The sequence below is a fragment of the Sorangium sp. So ce385 genome (assembly GCF_051474135.1).
Taxonomy (GTDB): Bacteria; Myxococcota_A; Polyangia; order Polyangiales; family Polyangiaceae; genus Sorangium; species Sorangium cellulosum_D.
Window position 1 is genome coordinate 12,169,333 of sequence record NZ_CP150337.1, and the last position, 23,152, is coordinate 12,192,484.

A 23,152-nucleotide genomic window follows, 5' to 3' on the forward strand; every position below is an offset into this window, starting at 1 on the left:
GCCTCACGCCTCCCGCAGGGTCAGCCCCGAGTCCGCGTCGAACAGGTGCACGTTGCGGAGCGCGAGCGTCACGGTGTCCCCCTTCGCCACGCGCGCCGAGGGGTCGAGGCGCGCCACGAACGGCGCCCCCGCGACCGTGCCGTGGGCGTACGACTCGGCCCCGAGCGCCTCGACGATCGCGACCTGGAACGGGGCGCCGCCCTCGCCCGCGGCGAGATCCACCTCGTGCGGGCGCACGCCGACCATCACCCGCCGGCCGGACGCGAGCGCGCCCGGGAACTCGGCCGCGTCGACCTCGACCGCGAGGTCGCCCTGGGCCGCGACCCACCGGCCACCGCGGTTGTCCATGCGCGCCTCGACGAAGTTCATGGCCGGGCTGCCGAGGAAGCTCGCCACGAACTGGGTGCGCGGCCGGGCGAACACCTCGAGCGGCGGCCCCGACTGCTCGACGACGCCCTTGTTGAGCACGAAGATCTCGTCGGCGAGCGTCATCGCCTCCACCTGGTCGTGGGTGACGTAGACGCTCGTCGCGCCGAGCCGGTCGTGCAGCTTGCGGATGTCGACCCGCACCTGCGCGCGCAGGGCGGCGTCGAGGTTCGAGAGCGGCTCGTCGAACAGGAAGAGCTGCGCCCGCCGCACGATGGCCCTGCCCATGGCGACGCGCTGCCGCTGGCCGCCGGACAGCGCCCGGGGGTGCCGGTCGAGGAGCGGGCCGAGCCCGAGCATCTCGGACGCCTCCTTCACGCGCGCCTCGATCTCGGCGGGCGGCGTCTTCCGGAGCTTCAGGCCGAACGCGAGGTTCTCGCGCACGGTGAGGTGCGGGTAGAGGGCGTACGACTGGAACACCATGGCGATGTCGCGATCGCGCGGCTCCAGCCGCGTCACGTCGCGCCCGCCGAGCGCGATCGAGCCCTCGTCGGCCTCCTCGAGGCCGGCGAGCAGCCGGAGCAGGGTCGACTTGCCGCAGCCGCTCGGGCCGACGAGGACGGCGAACGAGCCGTCGGGCACGTCGACGGACACGCCGCGCAGCACGTGCGTCTGGCCGAATCGCTTGTTGAGTCCACGCACTTTGACAGAGGCCATAATCAAGGTTCTCGGAGGGAAGTCGGAGGGGAGGAGAGCTCGTGGGGATCAAAGACCCTGGATGACCTGGTCTTCCGGGATGAGCAGCGCCCCGCTCACGGGGGGCAGCTCGACGGTGACGGCGCCGTTCGCGCCCACCGTATACGTCGGTTTCCCGGGAGAGAGCACGTCGACGAGCACGGTCCCCGGCCGGAGCTCCGTCGTCATGACCGACCCCGCGAAGCGCGTGGCGCTCCGCTTCGCGGGGTGCGTGTTGAGCACGACGAGCGCGTAATCGCCGCCCGGCTCGCCCCGCTCGAAGGCGAAGATCCCCGCGTCCTCGTCCCCGTCGCCGGTCCGCTCCGTCGACCAGCGCACCCGCTGCTCGCCGGCCGTGAGCGCCCGGTAGCCCCGGCGCAGCGCCGTGAGCCGCTCGACCCACCGGAAGAGCGGATGCTGGGTGTCGTAGCCGCTCGCCCAGAGGTCCTCGCGGTTCGCCGGGTCGTGGCCGCCGCGGAAGCCCTGCTCGGTGCCGTAGTAGAGGCAGGGGATGCCGTCCTCGGTGAGGAGGAACAGGAGCGCGTTCCTGAGCGCCGCCTCGGGATCGGCCTTGAACGGCGAGACGCCCGGGCCGTCGTAGAGGAAGCGCGGGACGTCGTGGTTGTCGATGAAGTTGACCAGCGTCTTCACCGGCGGCAGGCCCGTGCCGTTCGCGTTCGGCTCGGTGCCGTAGTTGGCCTCCCGCGCCGCCCAGAGCTCCTCGATGCGCCGCGTGCCCAGCGCGTCGCGGAAGACGTCGCGGAAAGCCTGGTAGTACTGGGAGAAATAGAGGGCCCCGTCGAGCGTGTCCCCCGTGATCGGCGCGGCGCCCGGACAGCCCCCCTCCGCCTCGCTCGCGTTCTCGCGCTGTAGATCGCCGCCGAGCGCCGCGTCGTGCGGGTGGGCTGGGACGTCGTGCCTCGTGAAGCTGCCGATGAGATCGTCCCTGCCGTCGAGGACCTCGCCGAACATGAAGAAGGTGATCTTGCCCTTCTCCTTGAGCCGCAGCCGGACGTTCTGCGTGAAATAACGCCAGAACTCGTGCTCGACGTGCTTCACCGTGTCGATGCGGAACCCGTCGACGTCGGTGAGCTCGACCCAGCGCACGAACACGTCGACCATCGTCCGCTTCACGTCGCAGCGGGCGGTGTCGATGTCCTTGAGCCCGCCCGGGAAATCGCCGTGCACGAGCTGGTCGATGTCGTCGAAATCGACGGCGCGGCCCTTGCGATTGTAAACCTCGGGGCGCTGGAAGAGCTCGGGCCGCGGCGGGAGGTGGTTGGTCGCGGGATCGTGACGGAAGACGATCGGCGCCGGGCCCGACGCGCCGAGCGACGTCCGCGCCTGGACGCCGCGGGGGTCGAAATCGGGATCGTATTCGCTCTGGGGGTGCGCGCCCTTGCCGCCGCCGTCAACGGCCTTGTCGGGCTGCCCGTTCTGGTTGATGTCGTAAAAGAACAGCTGACCGACGTGGTTCGTCACGATGTCGACGATCACCTTCATTCCGCGGCCGTGGGCCGACGCGACGAGCCGGCGCAGCGACGCGAGATCGCCGAAATGGGGGTTCAGCGCGGTGAAGTCCTGCGTCCAGTAGCCGTGGTATCCGTCGAAGCCGGCGTCGGTCTCGACGTTCTTGACGATCGGCGAGATCCAGAGCGCGGTGACGCCGAGCTCCTCGAGGTAGGGCAGCCGGTCCTCGAGCCCCTTCCAATCGCCGCCGTGCCAGCTGCCGAGCGCCGAGGAGACCCGGTGGTTGTTGCTCGCGTCGCCGTCGGCGAAGCGGTCTATCAGCACCTGATAGACGATCTCCTCCCGCCAGTCGCTCACGTGCGCCGCGAGCGCGGCCTCCTGCGCGAGCCCGTCGTCGGGCTGCATGCACCCCGCCACGGGGAGCGCGAGGAGGGCCGCCCGGCAGAGGGCCGCCCCGGCCACCCGGCCAGAGGCCGCCCCACGCGACGAGGCGGCCGCGGCCTCGCTGGGCAGCCCGTGCCGGGCGGCCGCCGCCAGGAGGGCCGCCCCTGCAGTCGGCGGCGGACTCTGCATCTCTTCTCCGGAAGGTGCTTCAGGAGTGTCGGGCAAAGCCGTAGTATCCGAAGGAACCTGCTGAGCCGCAGAGCGCCATGCGAAGCGCAGCGGCGACAGGGCCGCCAGCGCGGCCACGACGCCTTGCCCCCTCGCCTTCAACGCCCCTCGCACGGCGCGAACGCTACACCAGCCAGAGTGGCCCGGTCCACGATTTCTGGACGTGGCAAGTGGGTTTTGAGGCGCAGCGCAACGGGCGCAACCGCGATCGCCGCACGGCGAAGGAAGGGAGGAGCGGAGGCGCGCGGCCGCGGCCGCGCCGCGCCGCGCGACGCCGCGCCGAAAGAAGCCGGCGGCCGCGCGCGAGGGCGCGCGCCGCAGCCCTGCTCCTGCCCTGCTCCTGTCCCTCCCCCGGCCCTCCCACGTGACGCTCTCGTGAAGTTCACGCGCCGTCGCGAGACCCGTTGTTCCACCGCGGACGCTAGCGACGCGGGATGTCGCTCCGTTGACGGTCCCGGCGCTGCATGGCACCGTCTGATTCGTGACCTTCTCGGCGCCTCCCGACCTCGATCAGGCGAAGGCCAGCGCCGGAGATCACAGGCGCCGGTTCCAGGCGGGCGGGACCGTGGGCGACGGCGCCATCTATATCGAGCGCTCCGCGGACAGGGAGCTCTTCGAGGCGCTGCTCGGCGGTGAGCTCTGCTATGTGCTGTCGACCCGGCAGATCGGCAAGTCCAGCCTGCGACTCCGGGTCTCGATGCGGCTCCGCGCCGAGCAGATCGAGTGCGCAAGCGTCGATCTCGGGGCGCTCGGCACCGACACCGCCACGCCGGTGGGCTGGTACCTCGGGATCGCGTCCGAGATCGCCGAGCAACTCGGCCTGGAGCCGCCGGACGAGTTCTGGGACGCGCACTGGCACCTCGGGCCGGTGCACTGCTGGCTGCGCTGGCTCGAGGACGTCGTGCTCGTGGAGATCTCCTCCGGGATCGTCCTGTTCATCGACGAGGTCGACGCCACCCTGTCTCTGCCGTTCTCGCGGGACGACTTCTTCGCGGCCATCCGCGCCTTCGTGAACCGGCGCGCCGAGCGCCCGGCCAACGCCCGGCTGACCTTCTGCCTGCTCGGCGTGGCGGCGCCGTCGGAGCTCGTCTCCGATCCGACGCGGACGCCCTTCAACATCGGCCGCGCGATCCGGCTCGACGACTTCACCCGCGCCGAGGTGCGGGGGTTCCGCGCCGGCCTGGAGGGGCTCGTGGCCGACCCCGACGCGGCGCTCGACGCGATCTTCGCGTGGACCTCGGGGCACCCCTACATGACCCAGCGGATCTGCGCGGATCTCGTCGGAGAGCGGCGCGGCCTCAGCGTCGACGAGGCCGTGGAGCGGCGCTTCCTGGGCCAGGGGCGGGCCGAGGACCCGAACCTGCGCTACGCGGAGCGATGCCTGGAGCCGCACGGGCCCCACCGCGCCCACGCGCCGAAGCTGCTCCGGCTGTACACGCGGCTGCTCGACGGCCACCCGGTGCCGGTGGACGGCGGCGATCCGATCCAGCTCTTGCTGCGGCTCTCGGGGCTCTGCGCCGAGCGGGCGACGGCGGCGGGCGCGCCGTGCCTCGACGTGCGAAACCGCATTTTCCGCCGCGCCTTCGACCGGGCGTGGGCCGGGTCGCGCGAGGTGGAGCGCGCCGTCACGGAGCCGCTCCTGCGCTGGCTCTCGAACGGGCGGAAGGACGACTTCCTCGTGGGCGGCGCGGCGCTCGCGGACCTCACGTCGTGGTGTGACGGGCGGGGCGACCTCTCGGCCGAGGAGCGGGCGTTTCTGACCGCCTGCGCGCGGGCCGAGGGCCAGAAGCGGTCGATGCGGCGGCTCCTCACCGTGCTCGCCGTCGCCGTCACGCTGCTCGGCGGCATGATCCTCGTGCTCCTCTGGCAGATGGGCAAGGAGGAGCAGGCGCTCGTCCGGGCGCAGCAGGAGGCGCGCGAGAAGGACGCCCGGCGGCTCGCGGCCCAGTCGGCGAAGGAGCTGTCCGGCGGCCTGCTGCAGCGCGCGCGCCTGCTCGCCGTGGAGGCAGGCCTCGCCGCCAGGGCGAGCGGCCGCCCCGCGGCCGCCACCGTGGTGCAGGCGCTCGGCGACGCCGTCTGGGGCCCCGCCGTCGGCCAGGAGGTGCTCGCCGGCCACGGCGGCGCGGTCCACGACGCGGCCTTCAGCCCCGACGGCCGCTTCGTGGCCACCGCCTCGGCCGACGGGGCCGCGCGGCTCTTCCGCCTCGGCGCGCGCGACGCGCCGGTCCTGCTGCGCGCCCACGACCCCGGCGGGGTGGTCGCCGTCGCCTTCAACCACGACGGCAGCCGCCTGGCGACCGCATCGACCGACGGCACGGTGCGCCTGTGGCGCCCCGACGGCCGCGAGGACGGGGCGCTCCACACGCGGGACGCCGCGCCGTCCAGCGTGGCGTTCAGCCCGGACGGCAGCCGCGTCGTCGCGGGGACCACGAACGGCGCGATCTACGTGTGGCGCCCCGGCATGGGGGACGAGCCGCCGCTCGTCGTCCCGCTGGGCGAGCGGCTCATCCGGCGCGCGGTCTTCAACCACGACGGCGCCTGGATCCTGGCCACGGCCATCAGCGGGACGGTCTACGTCGTCCGCGCCGACGGCCACGACGCCCCCGAGGCGCTGAAGGGGCTCGGGCAGGGCGTCGAGGGCGCGAGCTACAGCCCCGTGGACGCCCGCGTCGCCCTCGCCGCGGGCGACGGGACGGCGCGCATCCTCGAGCCCGGCCGCCGCGAGCCCGTCGTCCTCCGCGGGCACCAGGGCTCCGTGCGCAGCGCCGCCTTCAGCGCCGACGGCACGTCGGTCGTCACGGCCTCCGCGGACGGGACGGCCCGCATCTTCCGCTGCGACGGCAAGGGCACGTCGACGGTCCTCGTCGGCCACGAGGGGGCGGTGAACAGCGCCGCCTTCAGCCGCGACGGCAGGAGCGTCGTCACCGCCTCGGAGGACGGCACCGCGCGGGTGTGGCGCCTCGAGGCGCCGGGCGAGCCGCTGCTCCTCCACGGCCACACGGGGCCGCTGACCAGCATCGCGGTGAGCCACGACGGCAGCAAAATCGCCACCGCCGGGACGGACAAGACCGTTCGCATCTTCCGCGCCGACGGTTCGGGCGAGCCCGTCGTGCTGCGCGGGCACGAGGAGCACCTGCTCAGCGTCGACTTCAGCCCCGACGGCAGCCGCCTGGTCACCGGCTCGGCCGATCGGACGGCGCGGGTGTGGCGCACCGACGGCAAAGGCGAGCCGGTCGTGCTCGGCACCCACGACGATCGGGTGGTGGGCGTCGCGTTCAGCCCGGACGGCACCAGGATCGTCACGACCTCGTGGAACGGCATCCTGCGCGTGTTCGAGGACGGGGTCCCGGGCGAGCCGGTGGTGCTGCGCGACGAGCGCGCGGGGCTGCTCAAGGCGGCGTTCAGCCCGGACGGCAAGAGCATCGTGGCGACGTCGGGGCCCAACGTGAAGGTGTGGCCCGCCGACGGCCGCGGGGCCCCGCGCGTCCTCGCCTCGGGGTACGAGGACCGCGCGATCGCGGCGCTGGCGGTGAGCCCGGACGGCAGCCACATCGCGATCGCGGCCCTGGACGACGCCGTGCGGCTGCTCCGCGCCGACGGCCAGGGCCAGCCGCTGGTCCTGAGCGGCCTTGGCACCTCCGTCCGGACCGTGTCGTTCAGCAGCGACAGCGCGCGCGTGGTGGCGGTGTCGAGCGACGGCATCGCGCGGGTGCTCCCCGTCGACGGGCAGGGCGAGCCGATCACGCTCCGGGCCGAGGGGGTCACGCTGACGGACGCGGTGTTCAGCCCCGACGCGACCCGCGTGGTGACCGCCGCCAACGACGGCGCGGCGCGCGTCTTCACGATCGCGGCCGAGCCGCTGATGGCCCGCGCGTGCGCCTACGCCGGGCGCAATTTCACGCGCGAGGAGTGGGCGCTGCTCATGCCCGACATCGCCTACCGCGCCACCTGCCCCGAGTGGCCGGGCGCGCCCGAGCCGGACGCCGGCGCGGCGCCGCGCCGCGACCGATAGCCAGTGCGCTGACGCGCGCGACCGTCGGTGGCTGTCCGGCGCTGTCCGGCGTCGGCCGATATCGTCCGTCGTGGGTCGCGCGCGTGCGTCACACGCAGCCTCGCTGCCACCTTACGAACGCCTCTCCCACCTTTGTTCGGTGGGGGCGGACGAGCTTGTCCTGGTTCGCGCTTCACCGGGAACCATGTATGCTCGGCCTGGTTTACTCGCCCTCTGCCGCGCACGGCGCGGCCCTTGTCCGCCGCCCGGTCTATGGCCCCGCTCGACCCGCACGCCGAGGAGCCGAACCTCGTAGATACCGCCGCTGCGCGGATCGGGACGGCCCTGAACGCCAAGTGGCGGCTCGACGATCTGCTCGGCGTCGGCGGCATGGGCGCGGTGTTCGCGGCGACCCACCGCCGGGGCTCGCGCGCCGCGGTGAAGGTCCTTCACATCGAGTTCGCCCGCAACGCCGAGCTGCGCGACCGCTTCCTGCGCGAGGGCAAGATCGCGAACCGGGTCGACCACCCCGCGCGCGTGGCCGTGATCGAGGACGACCTCAGCGATCGCGGGGAGCCGTTCCTCGTGATGGAGCTGCTCACGGGCACCACCCTCCAGCGGCTCGCGAGCAACCACGGCGGCACCCTGGCCCTCGCGCAGGTGCTGCCCGTGTTCGACGTCGTGCTCGACCTGCTCGACAAGTGCCACTCGATCGGCATCGTCCACCGCGACATCAAGCCGGCGAACATCTTCGTCACGAGCGCCGGCCACGTGAAGGTCCTCGACTTCGGCATCGCCCGGATGCGCGACCCCGAGCGGCAGGCGACGCGCGCGGGGCTCACGTTCGGCACGCCGGCGTTCATGTCGCCCGAGCAGGCGATGGGGGTGTCCGGCATCGACGGCCGGTCGGATCTCTGGTCGGTCGGCGCGTGCCTGTTCACCCTGCTGTCGGGCAAGCGGCTCAACCGCGGCCGGAGCGAGTCCGAGTCGTATTTCCTCGCGGCGACGCAGACCGCGCCGTCGATCGCGACCGAGGTCCCCGACCTGCCGGTCGAGATCGTGGCGTTCGTGGACAAGGCGCTCGCGTTCGAGCGCGGGAGCCGCTTCCAGAGCGCCGGCGCGATGCGCGCCGAGCTCCGCCGGCTGACCGCCGCGAACGCCGCCGGCCAGCTGACCCCCTCGCGCGAGAAGAAGGCGCCGCGCGTGCTCGTCCGCGGCAACGACGCCATCGACGAGGACCCGGATCCGCAGCCTTCGTCCCTCGTCGAGCAGACCTGCCAGCGGCTCGTCGGCGTGTGGAAGCAGCTCGCGCTGGTGCTCAGCAACATCCGCCAGTACGGGTGGAACCACCCGCATGTGAACAAGGGGATCCACTTCGCGTTCGACGAGATCACGCGCACGCTGGCGCAGAACCCGCTCGGCGTCCGCTGGGAGGTCACGCCGAACGCGTTCACCTCGGGGGGCCAGCCGATCTGGCAGCCCGACAGGCCGCCGTTCGATCGCATCCCTTACCAGCTCTTCGCCGACGGCGTCCGGAAGATCCAGATCAAGGCCGGCATCACCGAGGCCGAGCTCCGCGACTTCGCCGCCATCCTGCTCCGCGACCAGAGCTTCGGCATCGGCGAGGACGACGACGCGGTGACGGCGCTCTGGGACCGCCGCTTCGAGCACATCGCCTACATGGCGATCGATCAGTTCGCCGAGGGCGACGTCGACCCCGAGGATTTCGAGGAGCAGTGCCGCGAGATCGCGATCGGGGCGCGCGCGCTCGCGCAGATCGAGAGCCTCTGGGACGAGAGCTCGCTCGCGGGCCGGGCGCTCCAGCGGAACGTCGAGGCCGCGCTCGCCGAGACGGGCGCGGCGGCCTCGGCGCTCGCCGTCGACCCGCTCACCCGGAGCACCCTCGGCGCCCAGATCGCGCTGCCGTCGGAGCAGTGGACCGAGCGGTACATGGAGGCGTTCGTCGACGGCTACGTCGACGCCGCGAGGCACGGCGACGCCGACCGCATGACCGGGGCGCTCACCGCGTGGACCGCCGACCAGATCGTCCTGCACAGCTACGAGCTCGCCTTCGAGGTGCAGACGATGCTCCGGCGCGCGTTCTCCACGCGGCTCGAGGGCGTCCAGCGCGGCGCGGCGGGCGCGGCGAGCAGCCGGCAGCTCGCCGCGATGCCGCAGCTCTCGCCGCGCGCGATCGACCGCGCGCTCGCGCAGTCGATGTTCCCGGTCGAGGCGCTGAGGGCGATCCTCGACGACCTCGCGACGACCCACCCGGAGGAGCCGGCGGCGACCGCCGCCGCGACGCTGGCGCCGGCGGCCGCCCGCGCCGGCGCCAGCCACGGCGCGGCCGCGGGCGCCGGCGCGGCCGCCGGCGCCGGCGTCGCGGCGCAGCCCGGCGCAGGGCGGAGCGCGGCGCAGCCCGGCGCAGGGCGGGGCGCGGCGCAGCCCGGCGCGGGCCGGAGCCTCGTGCCGCTCGACCCGGCGATCGCCGAGGGGCTGGCCCACGCGCTCGACGCGCTCGACGACGGCGCGCTCTTCGGCGCGGCGTGCCAGTGCCACGGCGCCGCGCAGTCCGAGCGCCTGCGCGAGGTCCTGTTCGCGTACATGCGGCGGTGGGCGCCGGGCCGCGAGGCCGAGCTCGGCGACCTGCTCTCGCGCGCGCCGGCCCCCCTCGCCCTCACGATCGTCCAGCTGCTCGCGCAGCTCAAGACCCCCGAGGCGCTCGCCGCGCTGGAGGCCGGCTTCGCGAGCCCGCACGTCGAGGTGCGCATCAGCGCGCTCGCCGAGCTCCCCGACGCCGCGGGCAGCGACGGCGCGAACGGCCCGGGCTCCGCCGCCGAGCGCGTCCGGGAGGAGCTCCAGAAGCTGCTCGACGATCCCGCGCCGCCGGTGCGCCGCGAGGCGCTGCGCCTCATCGGCAAGCTCGGCGTCCTCGCCGCGGGCCCGACGCTCGTGCGGCGGATCATCGCGCCGTCGTTCCACGACCTGCCGGGCTCGGAGCGGCGGCAGTGGCTCGAGACCGTCGCGCAGCTGAACCCCGCGCGGGCCGAGAAGCTCGCGATCGAGCTGCTCGAGAAGCGCCAGCTCATCCCGTCCGAGGCGATCGAGCAGACCCGCGAGCTGGCCGCGCACTTCCTCTGCCAGGCGCGGAGCTACGAGGCGCTCCGCGCGGTCAAGGAGGCCACCAAGCCGCGCTGGTGGAACACCCCGCCGGTGCGCGACGCCGCCGCCCGCGCCGCGGTCGCGATCGCCGCGCGCCTCGTCGCGCCGACCCGCCCCAGCGAGCGCCCGCCGGCGCAGGCGTCGCTGCCGTCGCCGCCCGCCCCCGAGGCGAGCGCGCCGCCCTCCCGCGCCGCGCGCTCGTACTCGCCGGTCTCGGTCCGGCGCGTGAGCCCGGGCGGGCCGCTCAGCCTGCCGGACCAGCTCGAGCCGTGGAGCACCCCGCGCCCGGGCTCCGTCGGCCCGTACAGCAGCGGCGACGCCGGCCGGCCCGCTTACCGGCCGCCGATGGTCTCGCCGGTGCCGTCCTCGACCGGCGCCGCCTCGGCGCCCCCCAACTCGGTGCCGTTCAGCAGGCGCGGCCCGCCGCCGTCCTCCGCCGCCGCGGCGTCCACCCCGACCGCCGCGCCGCCCCCGATGCCGCCGTCGATGCCGCGCCCGGCCGCGCCGCCGCGGTCCCCCGCCCCGCCGTCGGGCCCCAGCGCTCCGCCGTACAGCGTGCGGCAGGGCCCCGCGTCCTTCACGCTCGGCCCGTCGGCGCGGCCGGCGCCGGCGATCGAGCCCGCGCCGACGAGCGCGGTGCCGTCGACGAAGCCGGCGCCGTCGCCGTCGCCCCGGGGCGGGAGGAAGCCGTGAGCGAGGAGAAGGCCAACCTCCACGAGATCACCGGCGAGACGGCGATCTCGGGCGTGAAGGCCGACGGGCGGCGCCGCGCGGCGCTCGGCCTGGTGCAGATGATCTACCGGCTCGCGAAGGCGTGCCTCCTGCACAGCGACTCGAACCAGGCGGTGCTGTCGCTCGTCCCGTCGGCGATCGACAGCATCGTCCAGTTCTGCGAGCTGTCGGGGAGCGAGGCCGCGACGCTGGTGTTCGCGGGCAACACGCTCTTCATCAACGGCCAGATGCTCCGCGCCTCGCGCGAGACGTACGAGATCGCCCTGGAGCTCGGCAGCTTCTTCGAGGCCTGCGACGTCTCGGAGCTCGTGCTCGACAAGACGGTCCGCCGCGCCGAGCTCGCCGCCTTCGCCCGCCTCCTCGCCGACGCGCAGCGCGACCGCAGCATCGCCGCGCGGCTGCTCCAGTCGAGCCTGCGCGGCGTCCGGGTCCGCAAGCTCACGAACCCGTTCCCCGCCGGGGCCATCGAGGGCGACGGCACCCGCATCGGCCGCATCAGCCGCACCTACGCCGCGGCGATCCTCGTGATGCGCGGGTTCTACGCGGCCCTGCGCTCGTCCGAGCCGGCGCTGCCGCAGCGGGTGAAGCGGGTCGCGCAGAAGCTCGTCGCCGCGGCCGAGGAGGACGCGCGCCTCTTGCTCTCGGTCGCCGCGGGCAAGGTCGCCGACCCGGACGAGGCGGGCCTCTGCGTGTCGACGGCGATCGTCGCGCTGGGGATCGCGCGCCAGCTCACGACGGACCGGCGGATGCTGGGGAGCCTCGTCACGGCGGCGCTCCTCTACGACGTGGGCAGGCTGCGGCTCACGGGGGCGCTCGCGGGCTCGGCCGGCGACGACGAGCTGGCCGGGCGCTCGCTGCTCGAGCGCAGCCTGAGCGACGACGAGAAGGAGCGGCTGCCCGCGAGCGCGGCGGTCATGCTGACGGCGCTCGGCAAGCTGCACGCGCCGTCGATCACGCGCACGGTGATCGCCTACGAGGCGCTCGCGCTGCGGCCCGGCGGCCGGCAGGGCCCGCTCTACGGCGGCCGGCGCAGCCCCACGGTGCTCGCGCGGATCCTCGCGGCCGCCCGCCAGTTCACCGAGCTCCGGGCCGCGCCGTTCCCGTCGCTCGAGGGGGCGTCGGGCGGCGGCGCGTCGCTCGACGCCGTGCTCCAGCGGATGGTCTCGGGCGCCGAGAGCGCGACCGACCGGGCGATCGGCAAGCTGCTCGTCGGCGCGCTCGGCATCATCCCCACGGGGACGTTCGTGCAGCTGAGCACCGGCGAGCTCGGGGTCGTGCTCGCGACGCCGTCGTCGCCCGCGCACTTCGCGCAGCCGCCGGTGCGCATCCTGTTCGACGAGCAGGGTCACCTCGTCAGCGCGCCGTTCGACGTCGATCTGTCGCTGCGGGCGCCGGGCGCGGAGCCGTGCTTCATCGTCCGGCCGGTCGAGGTGGAGCCGCACCACGAGCGGGCGATCCGCGCCGCGTTCGGCTTCCGCTCCGGGCGGGGCGCGGCGGGCGTGGAGTCGCGCGGGGCCGGGTCGGCGCCGCTCCTCTTCGGCGACGAGGTCCCGGCGACCGAGCCGGGCGACACGCTCGCGCCGCGCGCGGTGCGGCCGGCGGAGGAGGGCGCGCGCTCGTCGCAGGGGCGCAAGGACGCCGCGTGGCTCGGCCGGCCGCTCGCTGGCTCGGCGCAGGGCGCGTCGTCGCCGACCAGCGTGCGGCCCCGGCAGCCTGCGCCGGCGGATCGCCCGGCGTCGGCCGAGCGGGGTCGCGACGAAAACCTCATCTCGACGCAGCCGCCCCCCTCGACGGCGGCGGCGCGCGCGGCCATGGCGGTCCCGCCGCCGCCGCGGCTGCCGCGGGACTCGCGGCCGTTCGGGCAGGTCGCGTCGACGAGGTACTCCGTGCCGGCGCCCGAGCCGACGCGCCCGTCGCGGCGGATGGAGCGCCGGGAGGACGCGCCCACGCGGGATCCGGGCGTGGGCCAGCTGCCGACGATCGGCCCGCCGGCGGGGTTCCCGATCTCGCGGAGGTCGGCCGATCTGCGGCTCGGCCCGCCGTCGCGCCGGTCGGATTCCCGAGTGGATCCGGAGGATTGGGACTGGGACGACGAGCTGCCGACCATCGATCCGCCGCCCCCTCCGCCGCCGCCGACGTCGCGGAGCCCCTCCTTCCCGCCCGAGCCCATGCCCAGCGTCGCGCCCGAGCGCGCGCCCAGCGTCGCGCCGGCCCGCGCGCCCAGCAACGCGCCGGCCCGCGCGCCCAGCAACGCGCCGGGACAGGCGCCCAGCGTCGCGCCGGGCCGCGCGCCCAGCCACGCGCCGGCCCGCGCGCCCAGCAACGCGCCGGGACAGGCGCCCAGCGTCGCGCCGGGCCGCGCGTCCAGCCACGCGCTGGAGCGGAGGTCCAGCCCTGCGCTGGAGCGTGCGTCGAGCCACACGATCGACCGTACTCCCCCCGAGTACACCGCGGACCGCCCATCGAGCCACACGCTCGACCGAGCCCCCGGGTACACCGCGGACCGCGCGTCGAGCCACACGCTCGACCGCGCGCCCGGGTACGCGCCCGACCGTCCGTCCAGCCATGCGCTGGATCGCGCTGCTCCCAGCTACGCGCCGGAGCCTGTCCCGACCGAGCGGAACGCGCCGCGGAGGTTCTCCAGCAGCGCCGGCTCCGTCCCGAGCCTGGAGGAGGCGGACCTGACCTGGACCGACGAGCTGCCGACGCTCGATCCCCCGCCGCCGCCGAGCACGGAGGAGCTCGAGCGCGACCGGCTGCTCGCGGCCTACCTGGCCGAGCGCACGCCGTTCCCGCAGGCGGGGCTGCTCGAGGGGAGCGCGGCGTCCGGCGGACCGCCGGGGCCGGCCGAGCCGGAGGCGAGCGGCCCGTGGCGCGGCGGCGCGCCGTCCCAGCCTGCGGCGCCCGACTCGCGCGCGGCGCCGCCGATCAGCTCGAGCTCCTTCGGCGCCACGAGGCGCCCGCCGCGCGCGCCCATCCCCCGGGAGGAGCCGGAGGACGAGGAGGGCCCTCCGCCGGCGCCGGAGCGGCGGGATCGATGACGGCCGCTCGCGCTGCGGCGCGGCGGGCGCTCGCGGCGCTGCTGCTCGTCGCGCCGGCGTGCGGCGACGACGAGGAGCCTCCTCCGCCGGTCGTCGAGGAGATGTGCAAGCTCGGCTACCTGGGCGAGGAGGGCGCGCCCATCCAGCTCGAGGTCATCGCGCTCGACTCGAGCGGCGTATCGCGCCCGGTGAGCGACGGCGATGCGGTCGACATCATCATGCCGCCGCAGGGCGGGCGGGTGCTCTTCCTGGGTGTCCGCGCGACGAACCTGAGCGCGTGCGGCGTCCAGCTCTCCGGCGCGCTGCGCGACCCCGGGTCGGGGCGGGTGATGTCCGAGGTGAGGACGGTCAACCTGAAGCCGACCGGCGACGGCTGGGGCGCGAGCGTCGACGTCGACATCTCGACGTTCGCGAACGTGGGCGTCTGTCCGAACAACTGGTCGAGCGACGACATCTTCGATCAGGACTACGAGATCGTGGTGCAGGTGAAGGACAGGGAGGGCCGGACGGCGAGCCACACGAGGCAGGTCCGGCCGGCGTGCAACGAGCCCGAGCTCGAGGTCGAGTGTCGCTGCATCTGCAAGCACGGGTACATCCTCGGCGAGGCGTGCGAGTAGGCCGTCGCGCTGCCAGATCCGGTGGCGGAGTGAGCGGTCCACAACATAAAAAAACTCGTGGCACATGCGTTTCTCAGACGCGCAGATATCGTCGTGCGTAAGGGCCGAAGGGCCCATGAACACGGCGATATGCGCTGGTTCCGGTGAACACGCTCTGGTACTGCGCTGCGCGTGGGCCATCCGGATCAGTTCGCCAAGCGCACCTTTGCCGACGAGACGGAGCGGATCACCGGCGGTGCCGTCACGTGGCGGGATCCGCCCGAGATCGGCCTGGTGAAGGTGCAGGGCGATGGGCTCTTGCTCGTACGCCACCCCGATCGCATCGCAGGGCTGTCCGCGCCGTGGCCGGAGGCCCGGATGCACGAGGAGATCCTGGTCGAGCTGAAGATGCCGGGTGACCATCTGGATTTCCCGGCGGTAGAGCGCGCATTGCTCCGGCGGCAGGCGAGGCAGGTGCAGCGGGCGGAAGAGAGCGCACGTGGGTGGTTGGGCCAGGAGCCGCTCTGGCTCGTCGCGCCGCACGTGCCCGACTGGCTGCGGACGCAACGCGCGCTCGTCGCGATCGGGCCGGGCTGCTACCGTGTGGAGCCGTCGTTCTTCCCCTTCCTGTGGATCGCAGCGAACGACCTGCCGCTGCGCGACGAGCTCGTGCCCTTCCTCGTGGCCCGCTCGGGACGGGCGCTCGACGAGTTCGCCCGGTGGGTCGCTTCGCGAATGCCGCTCGCGTGGGTGCTCGGCATGGTAAGATCCACCGCGATGTCGGCGACCGTACGCGAAGAGCTGTTGTGGTGGGTTGGCAAGGGAGAGGACCCCGAGGTCAAGGCGCGGGAGCGCGAGATCCTTCAGGCTCTGCTCGGCGCGAACCCGGACGTGCAGCAGAAGCTGGTCGAGAAGGGCCGCATTGCCGAGGCCCGGACCGCGCTGCGGAGGGTGCTCGCGCAGCGGCAGCTCGCGCTGCGCCCCGAGGAGGACGCGCGCATCGAGGGCTGCGCCGAGCTCGATGTGCTGGAACGGTGGCACGAGCGCGCCGTCACCGCCGCGACGGCGGCCGAAGCGTTGGAGTAACGCGGAGCGCCCTGCCCGCGGGCCCGACCGACGGATCGGGCCGCGCAGCAGCTCGGCCGGCAGAGCCTACACGTCGAGATCCTTCCACCGCTTCGATCGCTGGGAGAAGAGCAGCATCCCCACGAGCGACGCGACCCCGACCGCCGCGAACGAGTACCAGATCTCGTAGGGTTGATAGGTGTCCCAGAGCAGGCGCGTGGCCTGGGCCGCGTCGATCTGCAGCACCTCCTGGAGCTTCCGGAAGGCCTCCTGGCGCGACACCCCGAGGAGCTCCGGGAGCGACGCCACGTCGCCGTTCCAGGCCTTCCCCTGGGCGACATCGGTCTTCTCGGCGAGGTAGCGCAGGGCCAGCGTGGCCTTCTCGCCGCGCGTGCCATACAGGATCCCCGCCATCTGCGCGCCGATCGCCGGGCCGATCGCCGCCGGGATATTGACATAGCCGAGGTAGAGCGCCTTCTTCCCCTTCGGCGCGATGAGCGCGAAATACTCGCTCTTCTTCGGGCCGGTCAGCATCTCGCCGATGGAGAAGAGCAGGATGCCCAGGAAGAGGACGTAGAGCGACGTCGTGGTCCCGGAGACGATGATGCCAAAGGTGGCGACGAGGATGCCCAGCGTCATCGCCGAGAGCACCTTCATCCTCGCCACCAGGTACGAGAACGGCACGAGGAAGAGGACGATGCACACCGCGTTCAGGTTGAGCACGTTCTCCTGCTTCAGCTGGACCCCGCGCGCATCCTTGACGTCGAGCCACGAGCCCGGGAGCCAGGGGTTGTTCTGCACGAACGAGGTGCTGCTGATCCAGTCCGTGTAGAAGTTCGGCATCAGGTCCCAGAGCTGATACATCATCAGCCAGAACCCCGAGAGCAGCAGGATCACGGTGATGAGCCGCGCGTCCCAGATGTTCTTGATCGTGTCCCTGAAGACCCTCCACGCGTCGGCGGTCTTGTCGGCGCCGGAGTCGACCTCCCGGTAGGTGAAGAGCATCAGGAAATTCAGGGAGATGATGGCGGCGCAGCCGTAGAACACCCACGGCCAGCCCTTGCCGTGGAGATAGCCGGCGAGCGGCGGGCCGATCGCCGCGCCCACGTTCACGAGCCAGTAGAAGAGCCCCCAGCCGACCGACGAGTTCGATTTATCCATCGACTGGGCCAGCGTGCCCTGGATCCCGGGCTTGAAGAGGGCCGTGCCCGTCGCGAGGACGACCACGCCGAGCAGGAAGCCGGTGAAGCTCCGCTGCGTCGCCATCAGCAGATAACCGATGATCTTCAGCCAGACCGTGACGAAGATCGTGCGCTTGTAGCCGTACCGGTCCGCGTAGCCGCCGGTGATCATCGGGAGCAGCGACTGGATGAGGGCCCAGACCATGTAAATGGTGCCCTTGTCCTGCTGGCTGAAGTGGAGCCCCCCAGGCTCGTCGGCCTGGGCGATGTAGATGGGCATGACCACGCGCACGCCGTAGTAAGCGAGCCGCTCCCACATTTCCATGATGCAGCCCATCCAGAAGGAGCGCGGCAGGCTCCTCAGGGTCTGAGCAAAGGAGAGCTTCGGCGGGACCTCGGTGGCCGGCTCGCTCACGACTGCATTCGTCATTTCATGCTCCTCACGCCCCGCGCGCCGTCGCCAGCGCGCCAGCCCTCGTACCACACCGAAAGCGGCGCACATATCGGGATCACGCGCGCGATCCGCGGACGTCCGTCACAGGCGGCAGCCGAGCTGCCCAGGAGAGGGGCGCGCGAGGGCGGAAGGCGGGGAGATCCTCGCTCTTCCTCTTCGTATTCACCGTCATGTCCGGAATCCGGCCGGCAGCCCGCCGCCGCAACGCCGATTGAGCGGCGCCCACGCGCGAGCGCGCCGCCGTGGATCTTCCCGCAGCGCGCCTCCCGCAGCGAAACAACCCATGTCCGCCGCACCACGGCAAAACAGCCCATGTTTGAAGCGCGGTTCGGTAACTCAAGTCACGAAGCCATAACGATGGTCACCGAGCGAACTGAGCAGCATGGACGCGCGGCGGGCGCGTCCGCGCACCCCGAGGACCGTACGCCGCGCCGGCCGCGGCGAGCGGCGCAACGGCCCTGCGCAGCGCGCGCCGCGACCTCGACGGGGCTCGAGTCGGGCAGCCGCCGCCTCCACCCGGCCTGCGGGTTGCTTCCCGGCGCGGCCGCGCGGCGGGAGCGCGGCGCCCCGGCGGGCCGCCGGCGAGTCTTTGCCTGCCGCCGCGTCCTGGTGGTAGGGCAAACCGGTGATGCACGTGCGGCGAGGCGGCGATCGATCCGGCGAGACCACGCTGGAGCAGGCGATCGCGCGCTTCCTCACCTACCTCACGGCCGAGCGACGGGCGTCGCGCCACACCGTGGCCGCGTACCGGCGCGACCTCGAGCAGCTCGCGCGCTTCGCCCGCGAGAAGGCGGCCGCGAACGCCGACCACCGCTCCGTGCCGGCGCGCGGCAAGGCTCAGGCCGCCGGGAAGGTCCCGGCCGCCGCCGGCAAGGTCCCCGCCGGCAAGGTCCCCACCGGCAAGGCCCCGGCCGCCGGCAAGGTCCCGGCCGCTGACCAGGCCGCCGGCGAGGCCCCGACCGCGGGCGAGGACACGGCCGTGAACGGCCTCGACGTGCTCCTCCTGCGCAGCTGGCTGGGCTCGCTCGCGCGCACCCACGCGCCCGCCTCGATCGCGCGCAAGGTGGGCGCCGCCCGCGCCCTGCTCCGCTACCTCGAGCGGCGCGGCGAGGTCGACAAGAACGCGGCCGCCCAGCTCGCCCTGCCCAAGGTCCGGCGCCCCCTGCCGACCTTCCTCGACGTCGACGCCGCCGCCGAGGTCATGGAGATCCCCGGCGCCGACACCGCCGAGGGGCTCCGCGACCGCGCCATCCTGGAGACCCTCTACGGCGCCGGCCTGCGCGTCTCCGAGCTCTGCGGGCTCGACCTCGCCCACGTCGACCGGCGGCCCGCCGACAGGGCCTCGGTGCGCGTCATCGGCAAGGGCGACAAGGAGCGGATCGTCCCGCTGGGCTCCCACGCCCTCGCCGCCATCGAGCGCTACCTCGAGCGGCGCGACGAGCTCACGGACCCGGCGACCGGCGCCCGCGACCCGCGCGCGCTCTTCCTCTCCCGCCGCGGCGCGCGCATCGGCGTGCGCCGCGTCCAGGCCCTCGTCCAGCGCTACGGCGCGCTCGGCGCCGGCCGGTCCGACCTGCACCCGCACGCGCTCCGGCACACCTGCGCGACCCACCTGCTCGACGGCGGCGCCGACCTCCGCGCCATCCAGAAGCTGCTCGGGCACGCGTCGCTCGCCACCACGCAGCGGTACACGCACGTGTCGATCGACCACCTGCTCAAGGTCTACGACGCCGCCCACCCCATGGCGCGGAACGCCCACCCCATGGCGCGGAAGCGGAGCCCGGCGTGAAGCGCACCCCCAGCTCACCGGGGCCCGCGGTCCCGACGCTGGCCCGCGCGTGGGCAGGGCGGCTCGCCAGGAGCGCCCTCGGCGCCAGCGTCCTCGGCGTCGTGGCCGCGTCGCTCGACGCCGGCTGGGCCGCGGCGGGCGCCGGCGACGACCCCGCCTTCCAGCTCGCGACCTACCTCGCCGACATCGGCGTGTTCGCGCCGGTCGCGCTCGCCGTCGGCCTGCTCGGCGGCCTCGGCGCGATCGTGGTCGACCCGTCGCGCCCGCCGTCGCCGGCCACGCTCGTCGCCTCGCTCCGCGTGCGGGCGATCGGCCGGCCCGCCGACATCGCGGCGTTCGTGCCGCTCGCGGTGCTCGCGGCCTTCCTCTGGATGACCCTGTGCGCGCACCTCGCCCGCGCGCTGCTCGGGCTCGAGGCCGCGCCCCTGCTCGTCGGCACCGCCGTCGCCGCGGGCTCGCTCGGCCTCGGCCTCATCGCGGGGCTCGCCGTCCTCGCCCTGACGCCGCCGCTCCGGCGCGCGCTCGCGACCGCGAGCGACGGGCGCCCGGCCTGCGTCGACCCGGCGGTCACGGGCGGCGTCGCGCTCGGGATCGCGGCGGCCCTGTTCGCGGTCGGCGTCGCCACGGGCGGCGTCTCCGGCGAGGGCGGCTTCCTCGGCATCTACGGCATCTTCAAGCGCCCCGAGCTCGACCTGCGCGCGCCGGCGCTCCTGCTCGTGGTCGCGCTCGCCGCCTTCCTCGCGCCGGCCGCCGTCCGGACGGTGCGCGCCCCGGTGGCGCTCCTCGTCGCGCTCCTGCCGCTCGCGCTCACCGCGCGCGCGGCCTCGGCGCTCAACGCGGCGCCGGCGGTGGGCCAGGCGCTCGAGCGCGGCGCGCCCGTCGGCGGCAAGAGCCTCGCGGTCCTGCGCCGCCTCGCCGACCGCGACGGCGACCGCGCGGCCGGGCTCTTCGGCGGCGGCGACTGCGACAACCGCGACGCGCGCGTCCACCCGCTGGCCGAGGAGATCCTCGACAACGGCGTCGACGACGACTGCTCCGGCGGCGACCTGACCGCCGCGGCGCTGGCCGCGCTCGCCCCGGCCCCGAAGGCGGCCGCGCCCGCCGAGTCGCCCGCGGCGCGCCTTCCGCAGGACCTGAACGTCGTCCTCATCACGATCGACACGCTCCGCTGGGACCTCGGCTACGCGGGCAACCCGCGGCCCGTGTCGCCGAACCTCGACGCGCTCGCGGCCCGCTCCACGGTGTTCGAGCGCGCGTACGCGCTCGCGTCGTACACGGGCAAGAGCATCGGCCCGATGCTCATCGGCAAGTACGGGAGCGAGACCCACAGGAACTGGGGGCATTTCAACAAGTTCGGCGAGGAGGACACGTTCGTCGCGGAGCGGCTGAAGGCGGCGGGGGTGCGCACGATGAGCGTGCACGGGCACCGCTATTTCGGCAGCTTCGGCGGGCTCGATCGCGGGTTCGACGTGGTGGACATGTCCGCGGCGCCGCCCGAGGGCGCGCCGTGGGACGTCGACAACAAGGCGACGAGCCCCGCGCTGACCGACGCCGCGCTGCGGCTGCTCGGGTCGCCCGAGAACACGGGCGGGCGCTTCTTCCTGTGGGTCCACTACCTCGATCCGCACGCCGACTACCTCCGGCACGACGACGTGGCGGGCTTCGGCGCGTCGTCGCAGCGGGAGCTCTACGACGGCGAGGTGGCCTTCACGGACAAGCACATCGGCCGGCTGCTCGACGCGTTCGCGGCGGCGCCGTACGGCGGGCGCACGGCGATCGTGGTGACGAGCGATCACGGCGAGGCGTTCGGCGAGCACAAGATGTTCCGCCACGGCTTCGAGCTCTGGGAGGAGCTCGTGCGCGTGCCGCTGCTCGTCCATGTGCCGGGCGCGACGCCGTCGCGCGTCTCGGCGCGGCGGAGCCTCATCGACCTCGCGCCGACGCTGCTCGATCTGATGCGGGTCCCCGGGCCGGGCGAGGGCGCGCCCGCGACGGACTTCCTGTCCGGCGCGTCGCTCCTGCCCGACGTGTTCCTCGCGCCCGGCGCGCAGGCCGCGGCGCGCGACGTGCTGATCGACATGCCGGCCGGGCCTTACAACGACGCGCGGCGGTCGTTCATCCGCGGCGACCTGAAGCTGACGATCTCGGGCGGCGCCCGGTTCGAGCTGTACGACCTGGCGGGCGACCCGGAGGAGCGGAAGAACCTCTGGGGGACGCCGGCGGCGAAGGAGATCGAGCCGTACTACGCGGCGGCGCGGGCGCGCCTGCGCGAGATCCAGGTCACCGGCGCGCGGAAGTGACCGGCGCGCCGAGGTGACCGCGGCCGGGCGCGCGGCGGACCTGCCGGCTCTTGCACGGTGGACGGAGCCGTGCCGGCGATCGCGCCGATTGATACTTGCAACAACGCAAACAATGCACAAACAATAATATTGTGAGCAAGCAAAAGACCCTGGGCTCGCCGCTCGAGCAGTTCACGCGGATGATGTTCTCGCGCATCATCGCGGGGCTCGCGCGCACGCTGCACGAGGAGGACTTCAGCGTGGCGCAGGTCGCCGCGCTGCACCTCGTCGATCAGGACGGCCCGATGCGGGTCACCGCGCTCGCCACGTCGCTCGGCCTCTCGGCCTCCGCCGGGAGCCGGCTCGCCGATGGCCTGGTGCAGCGCGGGCTGCTGGCGCGGGAGGAGGATCCCGAGGACCGGCGCGCCAAGACGCTCGCGCTCACGCCGCTCGGCCGCCGCTTCGTCGACCGGGCGAGCGTGGAGCGCGTGCGGGTGATCCTGGAAACGGCCAGGTCGCTGCCGGAGGAGATCCCGGCGGCGATCCTGTCGGCGGTCAGCGCGTTCCGGCGCGAGTGAGCGTCTTCATCGAGCGCGCCGCGCGGGGCGCGGCGCGTGAAACCCCTTGTCCGAAGAGGAGGTCAGCATGGATATCGTCGTACTCGAGGCTCATGAGATCCCAGCCGCGCTCGGCGCGCTCCGGGAGGTGGCCCTGGCCGACGGAGCGCTCGCGCCCGCGGAGCGCGCCGTGATCGAGGAGATCGCGGCCCTGCACGGGGCGCGCGTCGACGTCGTCGACGTCGACGCGCTGCCGCGCGTGACGCCCGAGGCGGTGGCCCGCGCGGTCCCGGATCCGCACCGGCGCAAGCGGCTGGTGCAGCTCGCGCTCGTGATCGCGACGGCGGACGGCGCGGTGAGGGCGGCGGAGGTGGACGCCGTGGAGGCGCTCGACCGGGCGCTCGGCGTGCGCGAGCAGGGCGTGGGCGTGCTGCGCCTCGTGGCGCGCGGCCACCGGCGGCTCGCGACGGCCGCGGTGAGGCGCCGGCTCCTCGGCTCGTTCCTCCGCGAGGCCGCGGGAGAAGAGGGCCTCGCCGGCGTGCGCAAGCTCATCGGGCCCCTGTTCGGGGCGGGCGTCGAGGATCGCGCGCGGGCCCTCCGCTACAAGCAGCTCGGGCTCCTGCCCGAGGGCACGTTCGGCCGGGTGTTCTGGGAGCACTGCACCGAGCGCGGCTTCCTGTTCCCCGGCGAGAGCAGGGACGCGATCGCGGAGCGCATGGTGTTTCACGATCTCGGCCACGTGCTCGCGGAGTACGACACGGATCCGACGGGCGAGATCCAGGCCGGGTCCTTCCAGGCCGGGTTCATCCGGCGCGACGGGTTCGCCTTCCTGATGTTCGTGATCCTGCAGTTCCACCTCGGGATCCAGATCACGCCGATCGCGGCGCCGCAGGTGGGCCTCTTCGAGGCGCGCAAGGTGCTGCGCGCGGTGGCGCGCGGCGCGGCCTGCAAGGTCGATCTGAGCGACCGCTGGGACTTCTGGGACGTCGTCCACCTGCCGCTCGGCGAGGTGCGCGCGCGGTTCGGGATACCGCCGCTCGACGCGATGGGGGCGCGGCAGGAGGCCGCCTGAGCCCATGAATCCGCCGCTCGCCTGACCGCCACGGAGCCAGGTGTCTGGCT

At 74.0% G+C, this 23,152-nt stretch carries 12 protein-coding genes; 9 read left to right on the plus strand and 3 right to left on the minus strand.

The window, feature by feature from the left end:
* Positions 1–3: 3 nt before the first annotated feature.
* Both WME83_RS44575 and WME83_RS44580 read right to left on the minus strand, forming a co-directional pair.
* The gene (locus WME83_RS44575) at positions 4–1,083 is read right to left on the minus strand and encodes an ABC transporter ATP-binding protein (protein ID WP_437315796.1); all 1,080 of its coding nucleotides are present in this window, start codon (positions 1,081–1,083) and stop codon (positions 4–6) included.
* 48 nt (positions 1,084–1,131) lie between these two features.
* Complete coding sequence (locus WME83_RS44580; RefSeq protein ID WP_437315797.1) at positions 1,132–3,144, minus strand: alpha-amylase family glycosyl hydrolase; 2,013 nt, start codon at positions 3,142–3,144, stop codon at positions 1,132–1,134.
* Positions 3,145–3,664: 520 nt separating this feature from the next.
* On the opposite strand from WME83_RS44580, the gene WME83_RS44585 reads away from it, so the two are divergent.
* The 5 genes from WME83_RS44585 (at position 3,665) to WME83_RS44605 (ending at position 15,791) form a co-directional block, all read left to right on the plus strand.
* Positions 3,665–7,195, plus strand: a complete 3,531-nt coding sequence (locus tag WME83_RS44585) for an AAA-like domain-containing protein (RefSeq protein WP_437315798.1) — start codon at positions 3,665–3,667, stop codon at positions 7,193–7,195.
* Positions 7,196–7,447: 252 nt separating this feature from the next.
* Positions 7,448–11,029: a protein kinase domain-containing protein gene (locus WME83_RS44590; RefSeq protein ID WP_437315799.1), complete on the plus strand. Its 3,582-nt coding sequence runs from the start codon at positions 7,448–7,450 to the stop codon at positions 11,027–11,029.
* Complete coding sequence (locus tag WME83_RS44595; protein ID WP_437315800.1) at positions 11,026–14,109, plus strand: hypothetical protein; 3,084 nt, start codon at positions 11,026–11,028, stop codon at positions 14,107–14,109. Before WME83_RS44590 ends, WME83_RS44595 begins: the two co-directional genes overlap by 4 nt.
* Positions 14,106–14,726, plus strand: a complete 621-nt coding sequence (locus tag WME83_RS44600) for a hypothetical protein (RefSeq protein WP_437315801.1) — start codon at positions 14,106–14,108, stop codon at positions 14,724–14,726. The genes WME83_RS44595 and WME83_RS44600 overlap by 4 nt, the downstream gene beginning before the upstream one ends.
* A gap of 171 nt (positions 14,727–14,897) precedes the next feature.
* Entirely contained in the window at positions 14,898–15,791 is an 894-nt protein-coding gene (locus tag WME83_RS44605; protein WP_437315802.1) for a hypothetical protein, read from the plus strand.
* Positions 15,792–15,857: 66 nt separating this feature from the next.
* Here WME83_RS44605 and WME83_RS44610 read toward each other — a convergent pair whose 3' ends face one another.
* Positions 15,858–17,381, minus strand: coding sequence for an MFS transporter (locus WME83_RS44610; protein WP_437315803.1), 1,524 nt, complete (start codon positions 17,379–17,381; stop codon positions 15,858–15,860).
* Between the two features lie 652 nt (positions 17,382–18,033).
* Between WME83_RS44610 and WME83_RS44615 the strand changes: the two genes are divergently transcribed.
* The 4 genes from WME83_RS44615 to WME83_RS44630 all read left to right on the plus strand — a co-directional run bounded on the left by WME83_RS44615 (position 18,034) and on the right by WME83_RS44630 (position 23,102).
* Positions 18,034–19,194: a tyrosine recombinase XerC gene (locus tag WME83_RS44615; protein ID WP_437315804.1), complete on the plus strand. Its 1,161-nt coding sequence runs from the start codon at positions 18,034–18,036 to the stop codon at positions 19,192–19,194.
* Positions 19,191–21,494 (plus strand): sulfatase-like hydrolase/transferase, encoded by a 2,304-nt coding sequence (locus WME83_RS44620; RefSeq protein WP_437315805.1) that lies wholly within the window; start codon positions 19,191–19,193, stop codon positions 21,492–21,494. The genes WME83_RS44615 and WME83_RS44620 overlap by 4 nt, the downstream gene beginning before the upstream one ends.
* A 131-nt stretch (positions 21,495–21,625) precedes the next feature.
* A complete protein-coding gene (locus WME83_RS44625; protein WP_437315806.1) occupies positions 21,626–22,051 on the plus strand; it encodes a MarR family winged helix-turn-helix transcriptional regulator in 426 nt (141 codons plus the stop codon).
* A 67-nt stretch (positions 22,052–22,118) separates the two neighbouring features.
* Entirely contained in the window at positions 22,119–23,102 is a 984-nt protein-coding gene (locus WME83_RS44630; protein WP_437315807.1) for a hypothetical protein, read from the plus strand.
* The last annotated feature ends 50 nt before the right edge of the window (positions 23,103–23,152 follow it).

What these genes read in the sequence shown, in the direction of transcription:
- WME83_RS44575 (WP_437315796.1), bottom strand. Translation starts at nt 1,083, where the DNA reads ATGGCCTCTGTCAAAGTGCGTGGACTCAACAAGCGATTCGGCCAGACG.
- WME83_RS44580 (WP_437315797.1), bottom strand. Translation starts at nt 3,144, where the DNA reads ATGCAGAGTCCGCCGCCGACTGCAGGGGCGGCCCTCCTGGCGGCGGCC.
- WME83_RS44590 (WP_437315799.1), top strand. Translation starts at nt 7,448, where the DNA reads ATGGCCCCGCTCGACCCGCACGCCGAGGAGCCGAACCTCGTAGATACC.
- WME83_RS44600 (WP_437315801.1), top strand. Translation starts at nt 14,106, where the DNA reads ATGACGGCCGCTCGCGCTGCGGCGCGGCGGGCGCTCGCGGCGCTGCTG.
- WME83_RS44610 (WP_437315803.1), bottom strand. Translation starts at nt 17,381, where the DNA reads ATGACGAATGCAGTCGTGAGCGAGCCGGCCACCGAGGTCCCGCCGAAG.
- WME83_RS44615 (WP_437315804.1), top strand. Translation starts at nt 18,034, where the DNA reads ATGCACGTGCGGCGAGGCGGCGATCGATCCGGCGAGACCACGCTGGAG.
- WME83_RS44630 (WP_437315807.1), top strand. Translation starts at nt 22,119, where the DNA reads ATGGATATCGTCGTACTCGAGGCTCATGAGATCCCAGCCGCGCTCGGC.